14 protein-coding genes and 1 pseudogene are annotated in these 18,159 nt (G+C 70.1%); 7 read left to right on the top strand and 8 right to left on the bottom strand.

Annotation, left to right across the window (positions count from 1 at the left end; translation table 11 throughout):
- Positions 1–140: 140 nt before the first annotated feature.
- Positions 141–1,466 (top strand): nuclease-related domain-containing protein, encoded by a 1,326-nt coding sequence (locus ASG96_RS16305; RefSeq protein WP_082591831.1) that lies wholly within the window; start codon positions 141–143, stop codon positions 1,464–1,466.
- A gap of 26 nt (positions 1,467–1,492) precedes the next feature.
- On the opposite strand, the gene ASG96_RS16300 is transcribed toward ASG96_RS16305, so the two are convergent.
- On the bottom strand, positions 1,493–1,813 hold the full coding sequence (locus ASG96_RS16300) for a universal stress protein (protein ID WP_057588602.1): 321 nt from the start codon (positions 1,811–1,813) through the stop codon (positions 1,493–1,495).
- A gap of 21 nt (positions 1,814–1,834) precedes the next feature.
- Here ASG96_RS16300 and ASG96_RS23635 point away from each other — a divergent pair, with 21 nt between their 5' ends.
- A complete protein-coding gene (locus tag ASG96_RS23635) occupies positions 1,835–1,984 on the top strand; it encodes a hypothetical protein (protein ID WP_162262046.1) in 150 nt (49 codons plus the stop codon).
- A 38-nt stretch (positions 1,985–2,022) separates the two neighbouring features.
- On the opposite strand, the pseudogene ASG96_RS24700 reads toward ASG96_RS23635, so the two are convergent.
- The 3 genes and pseudogenes from ASG96_RS24700 to ASG96_RS16290 form a co-directional block, all read right to left on the bottom strand.
- Positions 2,023–2,301, bottom strand: a pseudogene (locus tag ASG96_RS24700) (hypothetical protein); the annotation flags it as partial.
- 118 nt (positions 2,302–2,419) lie between these two features.
- Positions 2,420–3,361 carry a universal stress protein gene (locus ASG96_RS16295; RefSeq protein ID WP_057588601.1) on the bottom strand — a complete coding sequence of 314 codons (942 nt, stop codon included), beginning with the start codon at positions 3,359–3,361 and terminating at the stop codon, positions 2,420–2,422.
- A gap of 144 nt (positions 3,362–3,505) precedes the next feature.
- Positions 3,506–4,888 carry an aminotransferase class V-fold PLP-dependent enzyme gene (locus tag ASG96_RS16290; RefSeq protein WP_057588600.1) on the bottom strand — a complete coding sequence of 461 codons (1,383 nt, stop codon included), beginning with the start codon at positions 4,886–4,888 and terminating at the stop codon, positions 3,506–3,508.
- Between the two features lie 303 nt (positions 4,889–5,191).
- Here ASG96_RS16290 and ASG96_RS16285 point away from each other — a divergent pair, with 303 nt between their 5' ends.
- Positions 5,192–6,712 carry an HNH endonuclease signature motif containing protein gene (locus ASG96_RS16285; RefSeq protein WP_057588599.1) on the top strand — a complete coding sequence of 507 codons (1,521 nt, stop codon included), beginning with the start codon at positions 5,192–5,194 and terminating at the stop codon, positions 6,710–6,712.
- Between the two features lie 48 nt (positions 6,713–6,760).
- Here ASG96_RS16285 and ASG96_RS16280 read toward each other — a convergent pair whose 3' ends face one another.
- The 3 genes from ASG96_RS16280 to ASG96_RS16270 form a co-directional block, all read right to left on the bottom strand.
- Positions 6,761–7,189, bottom strand: coding sequence for a hypothetical protein (locus ASG96_RS16280; protein ID WP_157610927.1), 429 nt, complete (start codon positions 7,187–7,189; stop codon positions 6,761–6,763).
- Between the two features lie 72 nt (positions 7,190–7,261).
- Positions 7,262–8,926: a nuclease-related domain-containing DEAD/DEAH box helicase gene (locus ASG96_RS16275; RefSeq protein WP_057588598.1), complete on the bottom strand. Its 1,665-nt coding sequence runs from the start codon at positions 8,924–8,926 to the stop codon at positions 7,262–7,264.
- 115 nt (positions 8,927–9,041) lie between these two features.
- On the bottom strand, positions 9,042–10,052 hold the full coding sequence (locus ASG96_RS16270; RefSeq protein WP_057588597.1) for an aldo/keto reductase family protein: 1,011 nt from the start codon (positions 10,050–10,052) through the stop codon (positions 9,042–9,044).
- Positions 10,053–10,277: 225 nt separating this feature from the next.
- Here ASG96_RS16270 and ASG96_RS16265 point away from each other — a divergent pair, with 225 nt between their 5' ends.
- Entirely contained in the window at positions 10,278–10,685 is a 408-nt protein-coding gene (locus ASG96_RS16265) for a DapH/DapD/GlmU-related protein (RefSeq protein WP_057588596.1), read from the top strand.
- 121 nt (positions 10,686–10,806) lie between these two features.
- Here ASG96_RS16265 and ASG96_RS16260 read toward each other — a convergent pair whose 3' ends face one another.
- Positions 10,807–12,234 (bottom strand): NAD-dependent malic enzyme, encoded by a 1,428-nt coding sequence (locus tag ASG96_RS16260; protein WP_057588595.1) that lies wholly within the window; start codon positions 12,232–12,234, stop codon positions 10,807–10,809.
- Between the two features lie 268 nt (positions 12,235–12,502).
- Between ASG96_RS16260 and ASG96_RS16255 the strand changes: the two genes are divergently transcribed.
- From ASG96_RS16255 to ASG96_RS16245, 3 genes are all read left to right on the top strand, one after another.
- Complete coding sequence (locus tag ASG96_RS16255; RefSeq protein WP_082591828.1) at positions 12,503–14,917, top strand: heavy metal translocating P-type ATPase; 2,415 nt, start codon at positions 12,503–12,505, stop codon at positions 14,915–14,917.
- A gap of 771 nt (positions 14,918–15,688) precedes the next feature.
- On the top strand, positions 15,689–17,671 hold the full coding sequence (locus ASG96_RS16250; RefSeq protein WP_235509194.1) for a potassium transporter Kup: 1,983 nt from the start codon (positions 15,689–15,691) through the stop codon (positions 17,669–17,671).
- Positions 17,672–17,792: 121 nt separating this feature from the next.
- Entirely contained in the window at positions 17,793–17,996 is a 204-nt protein-coding gene (locus tag ASG96_RS16245; RefSeq protein WP_057588592.1) for a three-helix bundle dimerization domain-containing protein, read from the top strand.
- Positions 17,997–18,159 lie beyond the last annotated feature (163 nt).

Genomic DNA, 18,159 nt, shown 5'->3' with positions numbered 1-18,159 from the left:
TCGCGCTCGCCCTCACGCGGTCGTATGCCGCGTGGCCCGGTCCCGGGGACCCGAATCCTCTGCGAGTTGCACCGATTCGGACCCGGGACGGGCCGACCCGTGCCTAGAGTCTCCGGCGACAGGGGCACAGGGGGCTCGGTATGGCAGCAGGCGGGTCGGCGCAGTCACGAGCCGAGAAACTCAGGGCAGAGGCCGCGCAGGCGCGTGCCCGGGCGGACGCACTGGAGGCCGAGGCCGGCGCCTGGGCTGCCGGCGCCGATGGCGAGAGGCGCGTGGCCGGCGTGCTGGGACTCCTCCCGGTCGGGTGGCACGTCCACCACGACAGACTCCTGCGCCCAGGGCGCACGCTCACGAACCTCGACCACGTCGTCATCGGTCCATCGGGCGTCTACCTCGTCGACACGAAGAACTGGGCCGGTGGCACCAGCGTCCACGACGGGAACCTCTGGCAACACACCAGCAGCAGCTCGCCCAAGGGACGAGAGCTCGACAACGTGGCGCGCTTCGCCGGTGAGATGGAGAAGACGCTCGGTCTGCCTGTCGTCCCGGTCATCGCCCTGGCGGGTGGACGCTCCGCATCCTTCCCGCGACAGCGCGTGCGTGGGGTCGAGATCATCCCCGCCGACGACCTCGTCAGCTGGCTGCTGGATCAACCCCCGGCGCCCGACGGTCAGGGCGTGGAGCTCCTGTCCCGACGGGTCGCTCACACCTATCCGCCGGCGTCGGCCGACACGTCTCCCGGCGCGGATCGTGACGTGCTCACGGTCGTCGACGTCCTCGGCGCCGAACGGACGCCGCCTGCCCGCACCGCGTCGCCAGTCGCGACGTCCTCGAGCTCTGGACCGCCGCGCCGACCCGCGCGCCGCCGCACTGGACGCCGTCGGGGCTCGGTGGTCTCCGGTCTCATCGCCGTGGCGGCCCTGTGGGCCTTCAGCCAGATCGGTCCACACGTCATACCCGCTCTGCTTGACGCTCGGAAAGGGGCCTCGCCCTCGGCGTCGGTCGGGACTGCACCGCCACCAGGACCTTCCAAGCCCTGCCTGTCGCTGGCCGGCCCCACCATCCGAAAGCTGACCGGCGCCAAGGCCGCCATCGAGAAGCCCACAGCCAGTGACGACGTCTGCACGTGGTGGTTGTCCAAACCTCGTTCTTCGTCGGACAGTGCGGACATCACGGTTGAGATGGGCCGGATGGTCGAGGTGCGCTTCGCTGCATCCGGCACGGCGGGGCCCCGAACGGACCAGCAGCCCGGTGAGGTCTCCGCATGGCTGCCCCAGAACACCACACTGCCCGGCTGGAAGACCGGCGCCCGGGCGCCGCAGCCGTTCATCATCTGGCTTCGGTTCAGCTATCCCGACGGGGCGAGCGACGACAAGGCCCGGTCGGTCGAGGCTGAGGCCGAGAAGAGGGTGACGCGCTTGGCCGAGGAGCTCGCCAAGGCCCTTGCCGCTCGGCGGAGCACCTGACCTGACCAGCAGAGCACTGCCGAACGTCAGGGCACGAGCATGACGGGGCAGGTCGCGTCGTGGATGAGCCGGTACGACGGGTCTCCGGCCAGCACGGCCGTGACGCCGCTTCTGTGTGGGGCGCCGACGACGAGCAGGCCCGAGCGGCTGGAGGTCTCCGCGAGGGTCGAAACCGGATCGCCGTCGAGCCTGTCGACAGTGACCACGAGCCCGGGGTGACGGGACGCGAGGGACGCGACGGCATACGGAAGCCTCTGCGCAGCGACGTCGCTGACGCCGCCACCCCCGACGGTGACGAGGCGCAGCGGGGCCGCGCAGGCGTCCGCGATCCGCGCTGCGGCCGACACGATCCGTCCTGCACGAGCGGCATGCGCCTCGCCATCGCCATGGCGCAGCGCGCAGACGACCTCTCGATCCGTCCCGGGAATGCGCAGGTCGTCATGCGCGCCGCGCGCCGGACGGCCGACGTCGTGCAGGACGACCACGGGGCAGTACGCGTGCGCGCGACGACGGCGTAGGAGACGGAGCCGATGAGCGCGCTGCGCGCCCGCCCGCGACCGCGCGTGCCGAGGACCACCAGCTCGGCTGACATCGACGCGTCCACCAGCCCTGCTGCCGGCCCGCCGAAGGCGTGCACGGCACGCACTCGGGACCGGGCGAGTGGGCGGCCGGGCCACGTCGACGGGCCCCCGACGAGCGTCTCCGCCACCATCTCGAGCGGCGGGCTCAGGGGACGCAGGGCGTAGCCCCGTCGGCTCGGCACGAGGTCGAGCTCGACGGCGTGCACGATCTTCAGGGTGTCCTCGAGGGCGGACGAGATGGCCGCAGCCCACACGAGCGCCCGCTGGGCAGCGGGTGACCCGTTGTAGCCCACCACGATCTGGCCACCGGTCGACCCGGGACCGAAGAGGTGAGTTCCCTTGACCACCAGTGGAGTCGAGTCAACGGTCGCGTCAGTGGATCACCATGACGGGACAGGGCGAGTCGTGGACGACCCGGTGGCTGACCGAGCCGAGGAGCATCCCGGTGAAGCCGCCGTGACCGCGGGACCCCATGACGACGAGCCCGGCCCTGACGTCCACGGCGTAGGCGGCGATCGCCGCACCGGCACCGCCGCCGAGGACGCTCGTCTGGACGTCGAGCCCCGGGTGGGCGCGCCGTGCGTCCTCGGCGACGTCACGCAGCGCCTGGCCGACGTGGAGGTGCATCTGGTCGATCATCTCCTCGCGCCCGAGGATCGTGTCGGTCTCGGGCCAGGCCTCGAGGCCACCCACGTTGTCGACCGCCACGACGTGGAGCGGCGCCTCCGCGGCCGTGGCGATCTGGACGGCGGTCTCGAGCGCCTTCTGGGAGTTCTTCGAGTCGTCGAAGGCGACCACGACCGGGTGGGACGGGCCCGCGTGGATCACCGAGGTACCGCGCACGACGACCGCGGGGCAGTGCGCGTGGGCGGTGACGGCATACGACGTCGAGCCCAGCAGACCCCCTGAGACCGCGCCATGACCCCGAGACCCCGTGACGACGAGATCGGCCTGGGACGAGATGCCGACGAGCTCGGCAGCCGCGCCGCCGATGACGCTCAGGGGGTGGACGTCCTTGCGGTCCAAGGTCTTTGCGGCGATGTCGACGGCCTCCGCGAGGACACCCCGGGACATCTCCTCGTAGGCGTGGGCCTGGACCCCGGGGTCGTACGCGCGGAAGGTCGGCGTCATCGTCAGGCCGACGCAGTGCAGCAGCGTCAGCTGGCGGTCGTCACGCTTGGCGGTCTCGATGGCCCAGTCGAGGGCCAGTCGCGAGCCCGGAGACCCGTCGTAGCCGACGACGATGCCGGGGTCCATGGTCTCGTCGGTCGACTCGTGCGTCGACTCGTTCGTCGAGCTGACTGCGGCGCTCATCGCTCTCCCCTTCTACGGCGGTCGGGGCCGCATGCTCCGGCCACTCCCATCGTCCCGCTTCGGGGGCGCGTCGGCAGCGAGTTGTGACAGCGCAGACAGGTCCACCGACCGCGCAGACCGCATGGGCACCGCAGCAGTCCCGGCTCACGACGACGCGGCAGCTCGGAGGATCGCGTCGGCGGAGAGGTCGATGTCGCGCTCGGTGGTCGTCGCGTTGGACACCGAGATGCGGAGGAGGCGCTGTCCGTGCCACGTCGTGCCCCCGACCCAGCACGTGCCCTCGCGCTGGACGGTGTCGACGATGGCGTCGGTGCTGCTCGGGTCGCCGATGCTCACGAGGACCTGGTTGAGGACGACGTCGTTGTGGATCGTCGCCCCGCCTGAGGCGAGGCGCTCGGCCATGCGCCGGGCCAGGGCGCACGAGCGGTCGACGAGGTCGGCGACGCCCTGGCTGCCGAGTTCGCGGAGCGCTGCCCACACCACGAATCCCCGTGCACGCCGGGACGATTCGGGAGTCAGGTCGCCAAGCACATAGTCGGATTCCACTCCTGACCCCGTGAGGTATGCCGCGGAGTACGACATCGTGGCAGCGTGCAGTGTCGCGTCGGCGCAGAACGCGAGGCCGCAGTCATAGGGGACGTTGAGCCACTTGTGGGCGTCCGTCCCCCACGAGTCGGCGAGCTCGACACCGTCGACGAGGTGGGCGGTCCGGGGGCTCGCCGCCGCCCAGAGCCCGAAGGCACCGTCGACGTGGACCCATGCGCGGTGCTCGTGCGCGGCGGCCGTCGCTGTCCTGAGGTCGTCGCACGCCCCGGTGTTGACGTTGCCCGCCTGGAGACAGACGATCACGGGCCGGTCCCCGAGCGCGTCGAGGGTGGTGTGAAGCCGGTCGACGTCGATGGCGCCCTCCGTGGTCGCCGCGACGGGCTCGATGCTGCGCGTGCCGAAACCGAGCAGGCGCGCCGCCCGGTCGATCGTGGCGTGGCGTTCCTCGCTCGCGACGATGGCGACGTGCGGCGCCCCGAAGAGACCGTCGCGCGCGACGTCCCAACCCACGTCAGCCAGCACGCGCTGCCGCCCGATCGCGAGGCCGACGGTGTTCGCCGCCTGCGCGCCGGTGACGAACCCGACCGAGGCGGTCGCGGGAAGCCCCAACAGCTGCTTGGCCCAGCCGCCGGCCGATCGTTCGGCGGCTGCGGCGGCCGGCGAGAGGACCTCGTTGTAGGCGCACTGGTCCCAGCCGGCGGCGAGCAGGTCCGCGGCAGTCGCCGCTGGTGACGCACCGCCGATGACGAAGCCGAAGAAGCGGGGACCGACGGTGCCGACGATTCCGGGGCCGGCGGCTGCGACCAGATCGTCGACGACCTGATCCGCGTCCGTGGGGTGCACCGGGAGCGGACCGCCGAAGGCCGCCGCCAGGGCGGCACGATCGGCCGTGGGCTGTACCGGCCGGTCGGCGACGGAGGAGCGGTGACGGGCGCCCTCGGCGGCTGCGCGCGCGAAGAGCTGGTCGAGGTCGACGTCCATCCCCGCACCCTCCTGCGCCGGGACGCGGAAGCGCAAGGGGCGGCCCGGACCGACCGACGGGTCCGTGGCGTGAGGACGTCTCGAGCCGACTCCTGCAGGTCTCGGCATGAGGCAATTACACTGTGGCACAAAGGAAATCCGCGTTTCGGGGCTTGACACTTAGTCGAACACCTGTTCTACTGGAGTATGGACGGGGCACTGGCAGTGAGGTCACACTCGTGGCCTGACCGCGCCCCCGAGGCTGATGCCGTCGTCGACCTCGACCACCTGGCCGGCCTCTATCGGTCGCGAGCATCGAGTCGAATGCCGCTCCGGCAGCGAGACCTGTCGCTCCTCGAGAGGACCCTGCGCAAGCAGGTCGCCGAGTCGCTGCTGGCCCATGTCGTGCCGGCGCTCGTCAGCGAGCTGCTCGAGGCCGTTGGGGACGACCTGTCACCGGCGCAGCCCGACGAGGCGAGGTCGGACCTCGAGGCGCTGGCCGACGCGGAGCTCAGGGTGGTCGAGTCGGTCGAGCGCTGCAAGTCAGTGCTCGACGCCATCGGCCTGGAGTCGCTGGCTCGGCTGCGCTCGACCATCGAGTCGAGTGAGCTGGCGCGCTTCGCCGATCTCGGACGACCGCGACCTCCCGGCTGGGTCGACGCCGACGAGCTGACGGCGATGGAGGTCTCCACGGCGACGGGGCTCGGCACCCAGGAGGTGCGGGCTCGGCTCGACCTGGCCACCGCGGGCACGCCGGGCGCGGCCGACCTGCGCCGTCGCCTGCAGAGGGGCGCGGTCACGCTCTACCGCGCGTGCACGATCCAGAGCGAGCTCGCCGCCTTGCCGCCCGAGTGCGGGCCGGGGATCGTCGAGGCGGCGCTCCGGTCCAAGGACGATGCTCCACCGTCCCCCACGCTCTTCCGCCAGCGACTCACGCGCGCCTGCCTGGCCGCCGACCGCGAGGCCGCTGAGCGCCGGCGCGCGGCCCGGCGGCGGCGTGGTGCCCACGCCCGCATCGACCGCGACGGTCTCGGGGTGCTCACCGTCGTCAACGACGCGGACAAGATCGTCGCTGCCATGGAGCGCGCGGATGCCGTGGCCCGCGCCGCCCGGGCGCAGGGTGACCCGCGCGACCTCGACTCGCTGCGCGCCGACGTCATCACCGACACCCTGATGTTCGGCTGGCCCGAGAGCACCGACATCGGGCGCTCGGCGTCCGACGTGGCTGCGCCGGTTGATGACGTATGCCGTTCGGGCAGTGAGTGGTTCACCCGACTCGGTCGACGGCCGGCAGCGGTTGTGACCATCGTGGTGCCGTTCACGACGGCGGTCGGTCTCACCGACGCCCCGTGCGAGGTCCCGGGCCGCGGCTGGGTGACGGCCGAGCACGCCCGCCAGATCATGCTCAACGACGGCTCCGCCTGGCGACGCCTGGCTGTCGATGCCGACACCGGCGCCGCCCTGCACCTCGAGACGCGCGCCTACCAGCCGACTCCTGCGATGCGAGCCCACGTCGAGGCCGTCGACGGGACGTGTCGTGCTCCGGGATGCACCGTGCCGGCAGCCCGGTGCGACCTCGACCACGACACGCCGTGGCCGCACGGTCCGACCGAGGTCACCAACCTCACCAGCAAGCACCGGCCACACCACAACCTCCACACCCACGGGCACTGGCCCGTGCGCCGTGAGGGTGATCGGGTTCGCTGGCGCACCAAGGCCGGCCGCCTCTACGACACGCATCCGAAGGACTGGCTCGATGGCGTGCGCAACGCGCCTCCGTCACGGCCATCCACGAAGCCGCTCGCCGCGCGGGACTCGATCGATCCCGAACCGCCGCCCTTCTGAGCGTGCGGCTCAGCGCGCCGTGCTGATCGGCATTGCGCGACGGCCCGATCAGGACGCGGCCGAGAGCGGCTCCGGAAGCCGGAAGACTCCGTCACCCGTCGCGAGGTAGAAGCCGAGGAGATCGACGTCATGGGTCGCACAGCGGTCGATCGCCAGCTGGTGCCAGGCCCGGTCGACGTCGTCCGGCAGGGTGCCACGCGGTCGGCCGCGACCGATGAGGACCGAGCCGTCGTTGTCGGCGACGAGCGGCAACAGCATGCTGAGCAGCTGGCCCAACCCGCTCGCGTCGGCATCCGGGGGCACGTCGTGAAGCAGGATCGGCTGGATGCCACGATCCTCGGCGTCACAGATCACCAGGGCGACGCATCCGGTGACGCGGTCGGTGTCGCCGATGATCACGTCGATGACGTCCGCCGCGACGCGGCGGTTGGTCAGGGGGATCTCACTGGCCCGAGGGGGCAGGTCTTCGAAGGTCATGCCCGCCATCGTCATCCGGACGCACGGCATCGCGTCAGAGTTGTCCCCAGCTCGCTGCCCACCTCGCAGGGGTCAGGTGATCCCGAGGCGGTGGGCGACCTGGTCGCCGGCGATCTCGCGGATGAAGTCGGGGTCCCCGACGACGACGAGCTCATCGGTGGCGCGCGACATGCCGACGTAGAGCATCTCGCGGGCGCGGTCGGTGTTCTTCGCGTTGACGCAGAGGACGACCGCGCGACGCTCGAGCCCTTTGCAGCCCAGCACGTGACCGTAGAAGACGTCGTCGTTGTCCCAGAAGGACCGCCAGTAGCCGACGTGACCGTCCGCCTCCTGACGCTCGACCTGTGCCGGGTGCCGCGACCCCATCGTCAGGAGAGCGACGTGCTGCGGCTGCCATCCCTCCTCGAGAAGCAGGTCGACCTGGTCGTCGGCGCTGCCGATCGCCTCGTCCCGGCTGCAGGGTACGAAGCGGACGTCGGCGCCGGCGCCGCCACGGAGGTGCATCCGCATCGGCGCGAGCGGGCCGAAGGCGCGCGCGATCTGCTGGGTGTTGCGCAGGTTGTGGTCGAGCACGAGCGGGACGAGCGGCACCGGGGGCTGGCCGAAGCGCGCAAAGATCCGCTGGTTCTCGTCGGAGTAGACGTAGAGACCGCCCTCGTCCTCGTCGCGCAGCGCCTTCATGAGGGGGTACCACCAGTGGTCGGCGAAGTCCTGGGCCTCGTCGACGATCACGGCGTCGAACTTCTTGCCCTCCGGTAGTGCCGCGGCGATCTCGGTCATCCGGGCGGCGAGGTCTCGCTCCCAGAAGGCGGCGTCGTTGCGGTCGTGCGAGGCCGTGTCAATGCCCCACTCGTTCGCGAGGTCCTCGAACGACCCGACAAAGGCCGGCCGGTGGTGCCGCGACACCCCGGCTAGCTGCCGCTTGAAGTACTGCGAGAGCCCGATCGAGTAGCAGACGAGCGCCACGCGCTGCGCCTTGCGATCTCCCTGACCGCGGGTCAGGTCCTTGGCCTGGGTCAGGGCGAGGATCGTCTTGCCGCTGCCGGCCCCGCCCCGGATCTCCATGCGCCTGATCAGTCTCGTCACCGACAGCAGGGTGGCCTGCTCCTGGGTGAGCCGGTCAGCGGCAGCCTCGCGCTCGTCGGCATCGCCCGTGATGTCGTGAACCGGGAAGCTGCGTCCCGTGAGGATCTCGAGGATGAGCTCGACGTCGTCCGCGTTGGGCACGCGTTGGGAGTTCTCCTGCAGCTCGCAGACGTCGTGCAGCCGCCCGGCGAGGTCGGCGAGGTCACCACGTCCGCTGATCATCCAGCGAGGGCAGTCGGGGGTTGCGAAGTCGTCGGCGACATCCGTGAAGGGCACCACGATGGCGTGCCCCCAGCGCACCCGGCTGTGCCTGCCCTTCCATCGGGGGTCGTCCTCGACGAACGTGCGCAGGACGTACTTGCCGTCACGGCACTGGTCGACCGGCCGTACTCGGCTGCGTCGGGTGCCACCACCAGACCACCACTGCCCCTGCTCGTCGACCGAGACGCTGCCACCCTTGACCTCGACGACGACGATGCCGACCCGAGGCATGATGACCACGACGTCGAGCTCGTGGTCCTTCAGTGCCGAGGTGAGCCGCACGTTCGGGATCAGGACCGTGTCGTCACCCGCGGTCCGACACAGCCTCTCCCAGACCAACCGCTCAGACTCGTGCGCGAAGCGCGGCGTCTCCCCCACCACCCTGACCATTCCGCGACGGTAACGGCCCGGGTGCCACCGAGGGCGTATGCCGCCCGGCGCGTCCCACGGAACACGGCGGGCCGGCATACGCCCTCGGTGGTCGTGCCCCCTTAGGGCGCGTGTGTCAGGCGACGCGCTGCTGCGGTGCCGTCTCCTTGGTCTTGCCCGGGTCCCTCTCGACGATGTCGCCGAGGACGTCGTCGATCTTCGTCATGAGCTCGGGCTCGAGCGTCACGCCAGCCGCCTTGACGTTCTCGGCGACCTGCTCCGGGCGCGAGGCGCCGACGAGCGCAGTGGCAACGTTCGGGTTCTGGAGCACCCAGGCCACGGCGAGCTGCGCCATCGTCAGGCCGGCCTCGTCGGCGATCGGCTTGAGGTTCTGCACGCGGGTCAGCACGTCGTCGTTCATGAAGCGCTTGATCATGTCGGCGCCGCCCTTCTCGTCAGCGGCACGCGAGCCCTCGGGCGGCTGCTGGCCGGGCTGGTACTTGCCCGTGAGCACGCCCTGCGCGATGGGGCTCCACACGATCTGGCTCACGCCGAGCTCCTCGCACGTCGGGACGACCTCGCCCTCGATGACGCGCCACAGCATCGAGTACTGCGGCTGGCTCGAGATGAGCTGGAAGCCGAGCTCCTTGGAGAGCGCGACGCCCTCGCGGATCTGGTCGGCGGTCCACTCGCTGACGCCGATGTAGAGCGCCTTGCCCTGACGGACGACGTCGGCGAAGGCCTGCATCGTCTCCTCGAGCGGCGTCTCGGTGTCGTAGCGATGGGCCTGGTAGAGGTCGACGTAGTCGGTCTGGAGCCGCTCGAGCGAGCCGTTGATCGACTCCAGGATGTGCTTGCGGGAGAGGCCGGTGTCGTTCTTGCCGCCGGGGCCCGTGGGCCAGTAGACCTTCGTGAAGATCTCGAGGCTCTCGCGCCGCTCTCCCTTGAGGGCGTCGCCGAGGACGCTCTCGGCCTTGGTGTTGGCGTAGACGTCGGCCGTGTCGAAGGTGCTGATGCCGGCGTCGAGTGCGGCCTGGACGCACTGGGTGGCGACGTCGTTCTCGACCTGCGACCCGTGGGTCAGCCAGTTGCCGTAGGTGATCTCGGAGATCTTGAGTCCGCTGTTGCCGAGGTATCGGAAGTTCATCCGTCCACCGTATGCCGCCCCGCTGACTCCGCCAGAGGCGCCCGGTCGACTGGTGAGACGGTCCACGACGAGTGCACGCGGAACTGTCGCGGCGGGTACGAACGTTGCTCAGTCACCGACGACCGGTCAGCCGGTTGGAGCGGAATCTTCACGTTCACGTGAACGTTGAAGCCCATGAGGAACGCGTGGACAAAGTGTCCACGCCCGACCCGGAGGGGGTGCACCGTGAGGCGAAGGAAGTACGAGGAGTTCGAAGAGGACAACGGAACCGTGCTGCGCTACGCCCGTCACGACAACGGTGGCGGTTTCGTCGAGTCGCACGCCCACGTCGACCCGGCGGCCTACGTCGCCGAGAACGCCTACGTCGACCGCGGCGCGGCAGTCGGCGCTGGAGCCCGCATCGCGACGGGCGCCTGGATCGACCGCGGCGCCGTCGTCCACGCCGGCGCCAGCATCGGCACGACCGCGCACGTCGCGGCAGGTGCCGTCATCGGACGCGACGCGCGCATCGGCGCACGTGCCAAGGTCGGCGCGAACGCCCACGTCTGGGACGGCGTCCGCGTCGACAGCGACGACGTCATCGCCGAGGGCTCCGTCGTCCGCAGCGGCTCGCAGCGCCGCCGCGCCGCCTGACTGCACCGGAGTCCCGACCTCGTCGTCGTGCGACAGCCCAGGCGCGACGGCGTTCTCCGAAGTCTCCGAGTCCTCACCTGACGGGCCCTTCGGAGGCGCGTCCGTCAAGGACACAGGCGTTCTAGGACCCCGCCGTCGACTCGCCCGACGCGGAACTGGCTTCGGCCGCGGGGCCGGCGGCAGCGCGTACGGCCGCAGCGACGGCCGGCGCGACGCTCGCGTCGAAGACGCTGGGGATGATGAAGCTCGCGTTGAGTTCGCCCGGCTCGACCGAGTCGGCGATGGCGCTGGCAGCGGCGACCATCATCGCGTCGGTGATGTCGGAGACGCCCGCATCGAGGAGTCCCCGGAAGAAGCCGGGGAAGACGAGGACGTTGTTGATCTGGTTCGGGTGGTCCGAGCGGCCCGTGGCGACGACGGCGGCGTGCTCGCTCGCGGCGATCGGGTCGACCTCGGGCACGGGGTTGGCGAGGGCGAAGACGATGGCGTCGGGAGCCATGGTCGCGATGTCGTCACCCGTCAGCAGGTCCGGAGCCGACACTCCGATGAAGACGTCCGCACCGACGAGGACCTCCTTGAGGGTGCCGCTCTGGTGACCGGTGTTCGTGTGGTCGGCGATCCACTGGCGGAAGGGCTCCATGCCCTCGTTGCCGTTGTGGACTGCACCCGTGCGGCCGCACGCGACGATGTCACGGGCGCCCTGGGAGAGCAGTAGGCGGATGATCGCGTGGCCCGCCGCGCCCACACCGGAGACGACGATGTGCACGTCGTCGATGGACTTGTTGACGACCCTCAGGGCGTTCTTGAGCGCCGCGAGGACGACGATCGCCGTGCCGTGCTGGTCGTCGTGGAAGACGGGGATGTCGAGCAGGCCACGAAGGCGTGCCTCGATCTCGAAACACCTTGGAGCAGAGATGTCCTCGAGGTTGATGCCGCCATAGACGGGGGCGATGGCGCGCACGATCTCGACGATCGCGTCGGGGTCCTGGGTGTCGAGGCAGACCGGCCAGGCGTCGACTCCCCCGAACTGCTTGAAGAGCGCGGCCTTGCCCTCCATGACGGGAAGGGCTGCGAGCGGGCCGATGTTGCCCAGGCCCAGCACCGCCGACCCGTCGGTCACGACAGCGACGGTGTTGCGCTTGATCGTCAGGCGGCGAGCGTCCTCGGGATGCTCGACGATGGCCTGGCAGATGCGGGCGACACCCGGCGTGTAGGCGCGCGAGAGGTCGTCGCGGTGCTTGAGCGGCACCTTGGGGTTCACCTCGATCTTGCCGCCGAGGTGGAGCAGGAACGTCTGGTCGCTGACCTTGCGCACGACCGCGCCCGGGATCGCGGAGATCGCCTCGGTGATGAGGTGCCCGTGGGCCTCGTCCTTGGTGTCGCACGTGACGTCGACGACGAGCCGGTCGGTGCGGCTCTCTGCGACGTCGAGCGCCGTGAGTGCTCCCCCGGTGGACGAGACGGCGGTGGTGAGGGCCGAGGTCGCGTTGGCGGCGGCCGGCACCTCGACCCGGACGGTGATCGAGTACCCAGGACTCGGGATGGCCATGACAGTCCTCTCGCGCAGAGCATCGTTTGCCCGACGAGCCCATCCTCTACCCACAGCCCACCCGGGTAGGTCACTACGGAGACGCCACGCCCGGCAGGGGCGTCATGGCCTCCGCGCCCGGTAGGAGACTCGACCGTCGCAGACTCCCCATGTCTGGCTCGTGTCGCAACCGCGATACCCCGGCGGTCCAGGCAGGGACGCGACCCACGGGCGCGTGGCAGCTCACCGGTCCCCTTGCGCACATACCCCATGGGGGTATGCTGAAGGCATGGACACGCACAGCGAACACTCGATCTCCCCGACGGGCTCGTTGGTGCAGGACCCCGTCTGTGGCATGGACGTCGACCCCGCCACCAGCGAGCACCACCTCAAGCGAGACGGCCACGACTACTACTTCTGCTCCGCCGGCTGCCGCGCGACGTTCGAGACGCAGCCGGACGCGTACCGGAACAGCCCGGAAGGACCTGCGGGCACCGTTCACGACCACGCAGGTCACGACCACGCAGGGAACGCGCACACTGGCGATCCACACCATGAGCACGCCTCTGGCGCAGCGGTGGCCGCAGGGGACGTCGCGGAGTGGACGTGCCCGATGCACCCCGAGATCCGGCGGCCCGGTCCCGGCACCTGCCCCATCTGCGGCATGGCCCTCGAGCCGGTCACCGTGACCGCGGACAGCGGCCCCAACCCCGAGCTGGCCGACATGACCCGCCGGTTCAAGGTCGCGGTCGCCCTCACCATCCCCGTGCTCGTCCTGTCCATGGGTCGCGACCTCGTCCCCGCCCTGCACGACGCCATCCCCGCCTCCGTGGCCACCTGGGGGCAGCTCGTCCTGGCGACCCCGGTCGTGCTGTGGGCCGGGTGGCCGTTCTTCGAGCGCGGATGGACCTCCGTCCGGACGATGAAGCTCAACATGTTCACCCTCATCGCGATGGGCACCGGGGTCGCCTGGTTGTTCAGTGTCGTCGCCACCGTCGTGCCGCAGGTCTTCCCGGAGGCCTTCCGGATGGACGGGACGGTCGACGTCTACTTCGAGGCCGCCGCCGTCATCACCACGCTCGTCCTGCTCGGGCAGGTCCTCGAGCTGCGCGCCCGAGAGAGCACGTCCGGCGCCATCCGCGCCCTCCTCGACCTCACCCCCAAGACCGCACACCGCATCAGCCCGGACGGCACCGAAGCCGACGTCACCCTCGACCAGGTCCAGGTCGGCGACTTCCTGCGCGTCCGGCCCGGCGAGTCCGTCCCCGTCGACGGGGCCGTCCAGGACGGTCGCTCGACCCTCGACGAGTCCATGGTGACCGGCGAGTCGATGCCCGTCACCAAGCAGGCGGGCGACTCCGTCATCGGCGGCACCGTGAACCAGACCGGGTCGATCGTCATGCGCGCCGACAAGGTCGGCCGGGACACGATGCTCGCCCGCATCGTGCAGATGGTCGCCGACGCGCAACGCTCCCGCGCCCCCATCCAGCGGCTCGCCGACAAGGTCTCGGCCGTGTTCGTGCCCGTCGTGATCGTCGCCGCCCTGGTGGCGTTCACCGTCTGGGCCACCGTCGGACCCGACCCGCAACTGGCACACGCCCTCGTGGTCGCGGTCAGCGTCCTGATCATCGCCTGCCCCTGCGCTCTGGGGCTCGCCACGCCGGTCTCGATCATGGTCGGGGTCGGGCGCGGCGCCTCCCTCGGCGTCCTCATCAAGAACGCCGAGGCACTGGAGCGGATGGAGAAGGTCGACACCCTCGTCGTCGACAAGACCGGCACCCTGACGCAGGGCCGCCCCTCTGTCACCCACGTCACGGCCGCCGACGGCGTGGACGAGAAGGAGGTCCTGCGGTTCGCCGCGGGCGTCGAACGCGCCAGCGAGCACCCTCTCGGGCTGGCAGTCGTCCGGGCCGCCACCGAGGCCGGACTCAACGTTCCTGACGTCGCAGACTTCGACGCGCCCGTCGGCAAGGGCGTCACCGGTAGGGCCGACGGTCGACGGGTTCTCGTGGGCAGCCAGGGCTTCCTGGCCGAGCACGACGTCGACACCGCCGGCCTGGACGCCGAGGCCGACCGGTTACGAGCCGACGGAGCAAGCGTCGTCTACGTCGCGCTCGACAGTCGCGCCGCCGGTGTCCTCGCCATCGCCGACCCGGTCAAGGACACCACCGCCGCCGCTCTGCAGGCGCTGCGCGCGGACGGCATCGACGTCGTCATGCTCACCGGCGACAACCAGGTCACCGCGGACGCCGTCGCCCGCAGCCTCGGCATAGACCGCGTCGAGGCGGAGGTCCTTCCCGACCACAAGAGCGACGTCGTCAAGGCCCTGCGCGCCGAAGGGCGCGTCGTCGCCATGGCCGGTGACGGCGTCAATGACGCACCTGCCCTGACCGCCGCCGATGTCGGCATCGCCATGAGCACCGGCACCGACGTCGCCATCGAGAGCGCAGGCGTGACCCTTCTCAAGGGCGACCTCACCGGCATCGTCCGCTCCCGGGCGCTGTCCAAGGCCACGATGTCGAACATCCGCCAGAACCTCGTGTTCGCCTTCATCTACAACGCCGCCGGCATCCCCCTCGCCGCCGGAGTGCTCTACCCGACCTTCGGGATCCTGCTCTCCCCGATGATCGCGGCAGCCGCCATGGCCCTGTCCTCCGTCAGCGTCATCAGCAACGCCCTCCGGCTCCGCAAGCAGCGGCTCTGACGACCCCGTCAACTGCCGACATCGCCGTTTCCGATTCCTCCGATGCGACGACACCGGCCCGGCCTCTCCGCAGAGGGGCCGGGCCGGCGTCTCTTGCCGCTCAGCCAACGTCACCTGACGAATCTGGTGACGTTGCTGACCAACTGGACGTCACTCGCACTCAAGCCGTTCGTGACATTTCCTGACCGTTGGCGGTCAGCTGTCATCGGTCAGAGGATGTCCGATCGATGGTCACGATGACATTAGGAGGCGAGGAGCTCGGCCAGCCGAAGGCCGATGAGCACGCAGGCCGGCATGGTCGGGACAGAGACGATCCGAGGCATGATCGGCGACGAAGGGCTTCGTCGCTGAGGAACTGCATGCCGATGACGGGACGATCCGCGGTTGGCAGAGCGGAGCTTCACCGTTCCCCTGCTCTTCGGCGTCACGAACCCAGCCCGCATGGCCCAGGTGTTGGGCGACGCGCGGAACTGCTGACCGATGACGTCACTGGTGTGCGGGAGCTCGATCTGGACGATGCTCGCATCAGGACCCGCAGTGGATGGCCTGGCGTTCGATGATCCCGAACCAGGGCTCGACAAGGTTCAGCCGTGCCGCTGCGGCGCGGGTGGAGTGGATGTGGATGCGCGGGTTCGCCGCGAGCCGGTCACGGACCTCGCCTTTTGTGGGCGGCCTCGTTGTCCATCACGAGGTGCAGCCCGGTCCGTCGGCCGTGTCGGGATGTGAATGAGCTCGTCGCGCGGACGCCGGCACCCGTGCCACGATGACGTTGTGACTTCCGCGGGCGAAGCGACACCGCCGGCCGCGCGGCAACCAGAAACCGCCGGACCGGATGCGGTGCGCCCGGGTGGCACCCACGCCCACCATCACCGCAGCGGCAGGACGCTCCCGCTGGCGCTCGGCGCCCTGGGCATCGTCTTCGGCGACATCGGCACGAGCCCGCTCTATGCGATGCAGACGGTCTTCAGCATCGAGCACAACACGGTGCGGGCCACCCGAGGTGATGTGCTCGGCGTGATCTCGATGGTCCTGTGGTCGATCACCCTCGTCGTGTCGATGAAGTACGTGTCGCTCGCCATGCGGGCCGACAACGACGGGGAGGGTGGCATCCTCGCTCTCGTGGCGCTCTTGCGCCGTTACCTGCAGGGCACCCGTCGGCTCGCAGTGGTGATGGCGATGGGCGTGCTCGGCGCTGCCTTGTTCTACGGGGACGCGGTGATCACGCCCGCCATCTCGGTCCTGTCGGCGATCGAGGGACTCGAGGTCGCCAACCCCACCCTTGCCGACCTCGTGCTGCCCATGGCCCTCGTCGTGCTGTCCGGGCTGTTCGTCATCCAGCGTTGGGGCACGGGCGTCGTGGGCAAGGCCTTCGGTCCGGTGATGGTGCTCTGGTTCTCGGTGCTCTTCGTGCTCGGCCTCCCCCACATCGTCGCGAACCCCGAGATCCTCCAAGCCATCTCGCCGACGTTCGCGTTCATGTTCGTCGCCCAGCACCCGTTCATCGCGTTCGTCGCCATGGGTGGGGTGGTGCTGACCATCACCGGTGCCGAGGCGCTGTATGCCGACATGGGTCACTTCGGCGCCCGCTCGATCCGCCTCTCCTGGTACTTCGTCGTCTTCCCCGCGCTCGCCGTCAACTACCTCGGGCAGGGTGCGATGATCCTCGCTGACCCGTCCGCCGTGTCGAACCCCTTCTTCCTGCTGGCCCCGTCGTGGGCGACCCTGCCCCTCGTGCTGCTCGCCACGGTGGCCACCGTCATCGCCTCGCAGGCAGTCATCTCCGGCGCCTTCTCGGTGTCGCGCCAGGCCGTGCGCCTGGGGATGCTGCCCCGGCTCGCGGTGCGGCACACGTCCCGGGAGGAGGGCGGCCAGATCTACGTGCCCGTCATCAACTGGATCCTCTTCGTCGGGGTGCTCGTGCTGACCGCGACGTTCCGCAGCTCGAGCCGGCTCGCGGCGGCATACGGGCTGGCGGTCACGGGCACCCTGCTGCTGACGAGCGCGCTCTTCCTGCTGCTCGCGAGGTACGTGTGGCAGGTCCAGACGTGGAAGCTCGTCGTGTACATCGTGCTCGTCGTCACCCTCGAGCTGACCTTCCTCGGCGCCAACCTCACGAAGATCGTCAACGGCGGCTGGCTGCCGCTCGTCATCGCGGCCCTTGTCGTCGCGATCATGACGACGTTCAGGCGCGGTGCCGATGCGCTGCATGCCGAGGAACGAGACCTGGAGGGCCCGCTCCGGCTCTTCCTCAAGGTGCTTCACGACCACCCTGAGCTCGTCCGGCGCGTTCCCGGGGTGGCCGTTTTCCCGCACCCCAACGCGACGACGACGCCGCTCGCGCTACGCGCCAACGCCGACTTCAACCGGGTGGTCCACGAACGGGTCATCCTCGTGCAGATCGTCAACGAGAACGTGCCCCACATCCGCCATGTCGACCGCGTCGAGGTCGACGACCTGGGCGACGCCACCGACGGGTTCGTGCACGTCAAGGTGCACGTGGGCTTCACCGACAGCCAGGACATCCCCAAGGGACTGGTGCTGGCGGTCGGCACATCGCCTGAGCTCGACGTCGACCTCGATCAGGCCCACTACTTCCTGTCGGTGCTGACCGTTCAGGCGACGGGCCACCGTGGGCTGCGCACGTGGCGCAAGCGGCTCTATGCGTGGATGTACCACAACGCCGCGAACCGGACGGAGGTCTTCCACCTGCCACCCGAGCGCACCATCGTCATGGGCGCCCACGTCGAGCTCTAGCCGGCCACTGGCCCGGGACCGTGCGGTGCTCTCTGGAGAATCACCGAGACTCCGCGTTCGCGCGCGGCCGCAAACCAGCAGAGTGCATGGTCAGCGAGCGAGTTTGCGGCATCATTGGCCAATGGACGGCACGGCAGAGATGCGGGCGCTCGCGGAAGTGCAGGAGCGCCTGCAGGCTCGCTTTCCGGAGTTGGACCCGGGGGTCGTTGAGGCGTCCGTGCGATTGGCGCATGCAGAGCTGAACGGCCCGGTCCGTGCCTTTGTCCCTGTCCTGGTCGAGCGTGCCGCGCGTGAACGTCTGGCGTTCACCGTCCGGGACAGCTGACTCGCGCGTCGTCGGGGCCCTGGGCGAAGCTCCTCATTGCTGGCCCACAGTGGACCCACTGTCCTAGCGCGTGTTCGCCCTGGCAGCTCGGAGAGGCTGCTTCTCGAGGCCAGTTGCTCGTCGAGGTGCTCGCCGTGCACGACATGTCGACGATGCCAACAGC

Source organism: Terrabacter sp. Soil810 (assembly GCF_001429645.1).
In the GTDB taxonomy this organism is placed as follows: domain Bacteria; phylum Actinomycetota; class Actinomycetes; order Actinomycetales; family Dermatophilaceae; genus Terrabacter.
Note: the sequence above shows the minus strand (reverse complement) of the source record. Positions and strands in the feature narration are given on the sequence as shown.

Excerpts from the sequence above, each read along its gene's own strand:
- ASG96_RS16280 (WP_157610927.1), bottom strand. The coding sequence starts at position 7,189 with ATGACCTTCGAAGACCTGCCCCCTCGGGCCAGTGAGATCCCCCTGACC.
- ASG96_RS16290 (WP_057588600.1), bottom strand. The coding sequence starts at position 4,888 with ATGGACGTCGACCTCGACCAGCTCTTCGCGCGCGCAGCCGCCGAGGGC.
- ASG96_RS16255 (WP_082591828.1), top strand. The coding sequence starts at position 12,503 with ATGGACACGCACAGCGAACACTCGATCTCCCCGACGGGCTCGTTGGTG.
- ASG96_RS23635 (WP_162262046.1), top strand. The coding sequence starts at position 1,835 with ATGCGCCTCGCCATCGCCATGGCGCAGCGCGCAGACGACCTCTCGATC.
- ASG96_RS16285 (WP_057588599.1), top strand. The coding sequence starts at position 5,192 with ATGCCGCTCCGGCAGCGAGACCTGTCGCTCCTCGAGAGGACCCTGCGC.
- ASG96_RS16245 (WP_057588592.1), top strand. The coding sequence starts at position 17,793 with ATGGACGGCACGGCAGAGATGCGGGCGCTCGCGGAAGTGCAGGAGCGC.
- ASG96_RS16270 (WP_057588597.1), bottom strand. The coding sequence starts at position 10,052 with ATGAACTTCCGATACCTCGGCAACAGCGGACTCAAGATCTCCGAGATC.
- ASG96_RS16295 (WP_057588601.1), bottom strand. The coding sequence starts at position 3,361 with ATGAGCGCCGCAGTCAGCTCGACGAACGAGTCGACGCACGAGTCGACC.
- ASG96_RS16305 (WP_082591831.1), top strand. The coding sequence starts at position 141 with ATGGCAGCAGGCGGGTCGGCGCAGTCACGAGCCGAGAAACTCAGGGCA.
- ASG96_RS16260 (WP_057588595.1), bottom strand. The coding sequence starts at position 12,234 with ATGGCCATCCCGAGTCCTGGGTACTCGATCACCGTCCGGGTCGAGGTG.
- ASG96_RS16275 (WP_057588598.1), bottom strand. The coding sequence starts at position 8,926 with ATGGTCAGGGTGGTGGGGGAGACGCCGCGCTTCGCGCACGAGTCTGAG.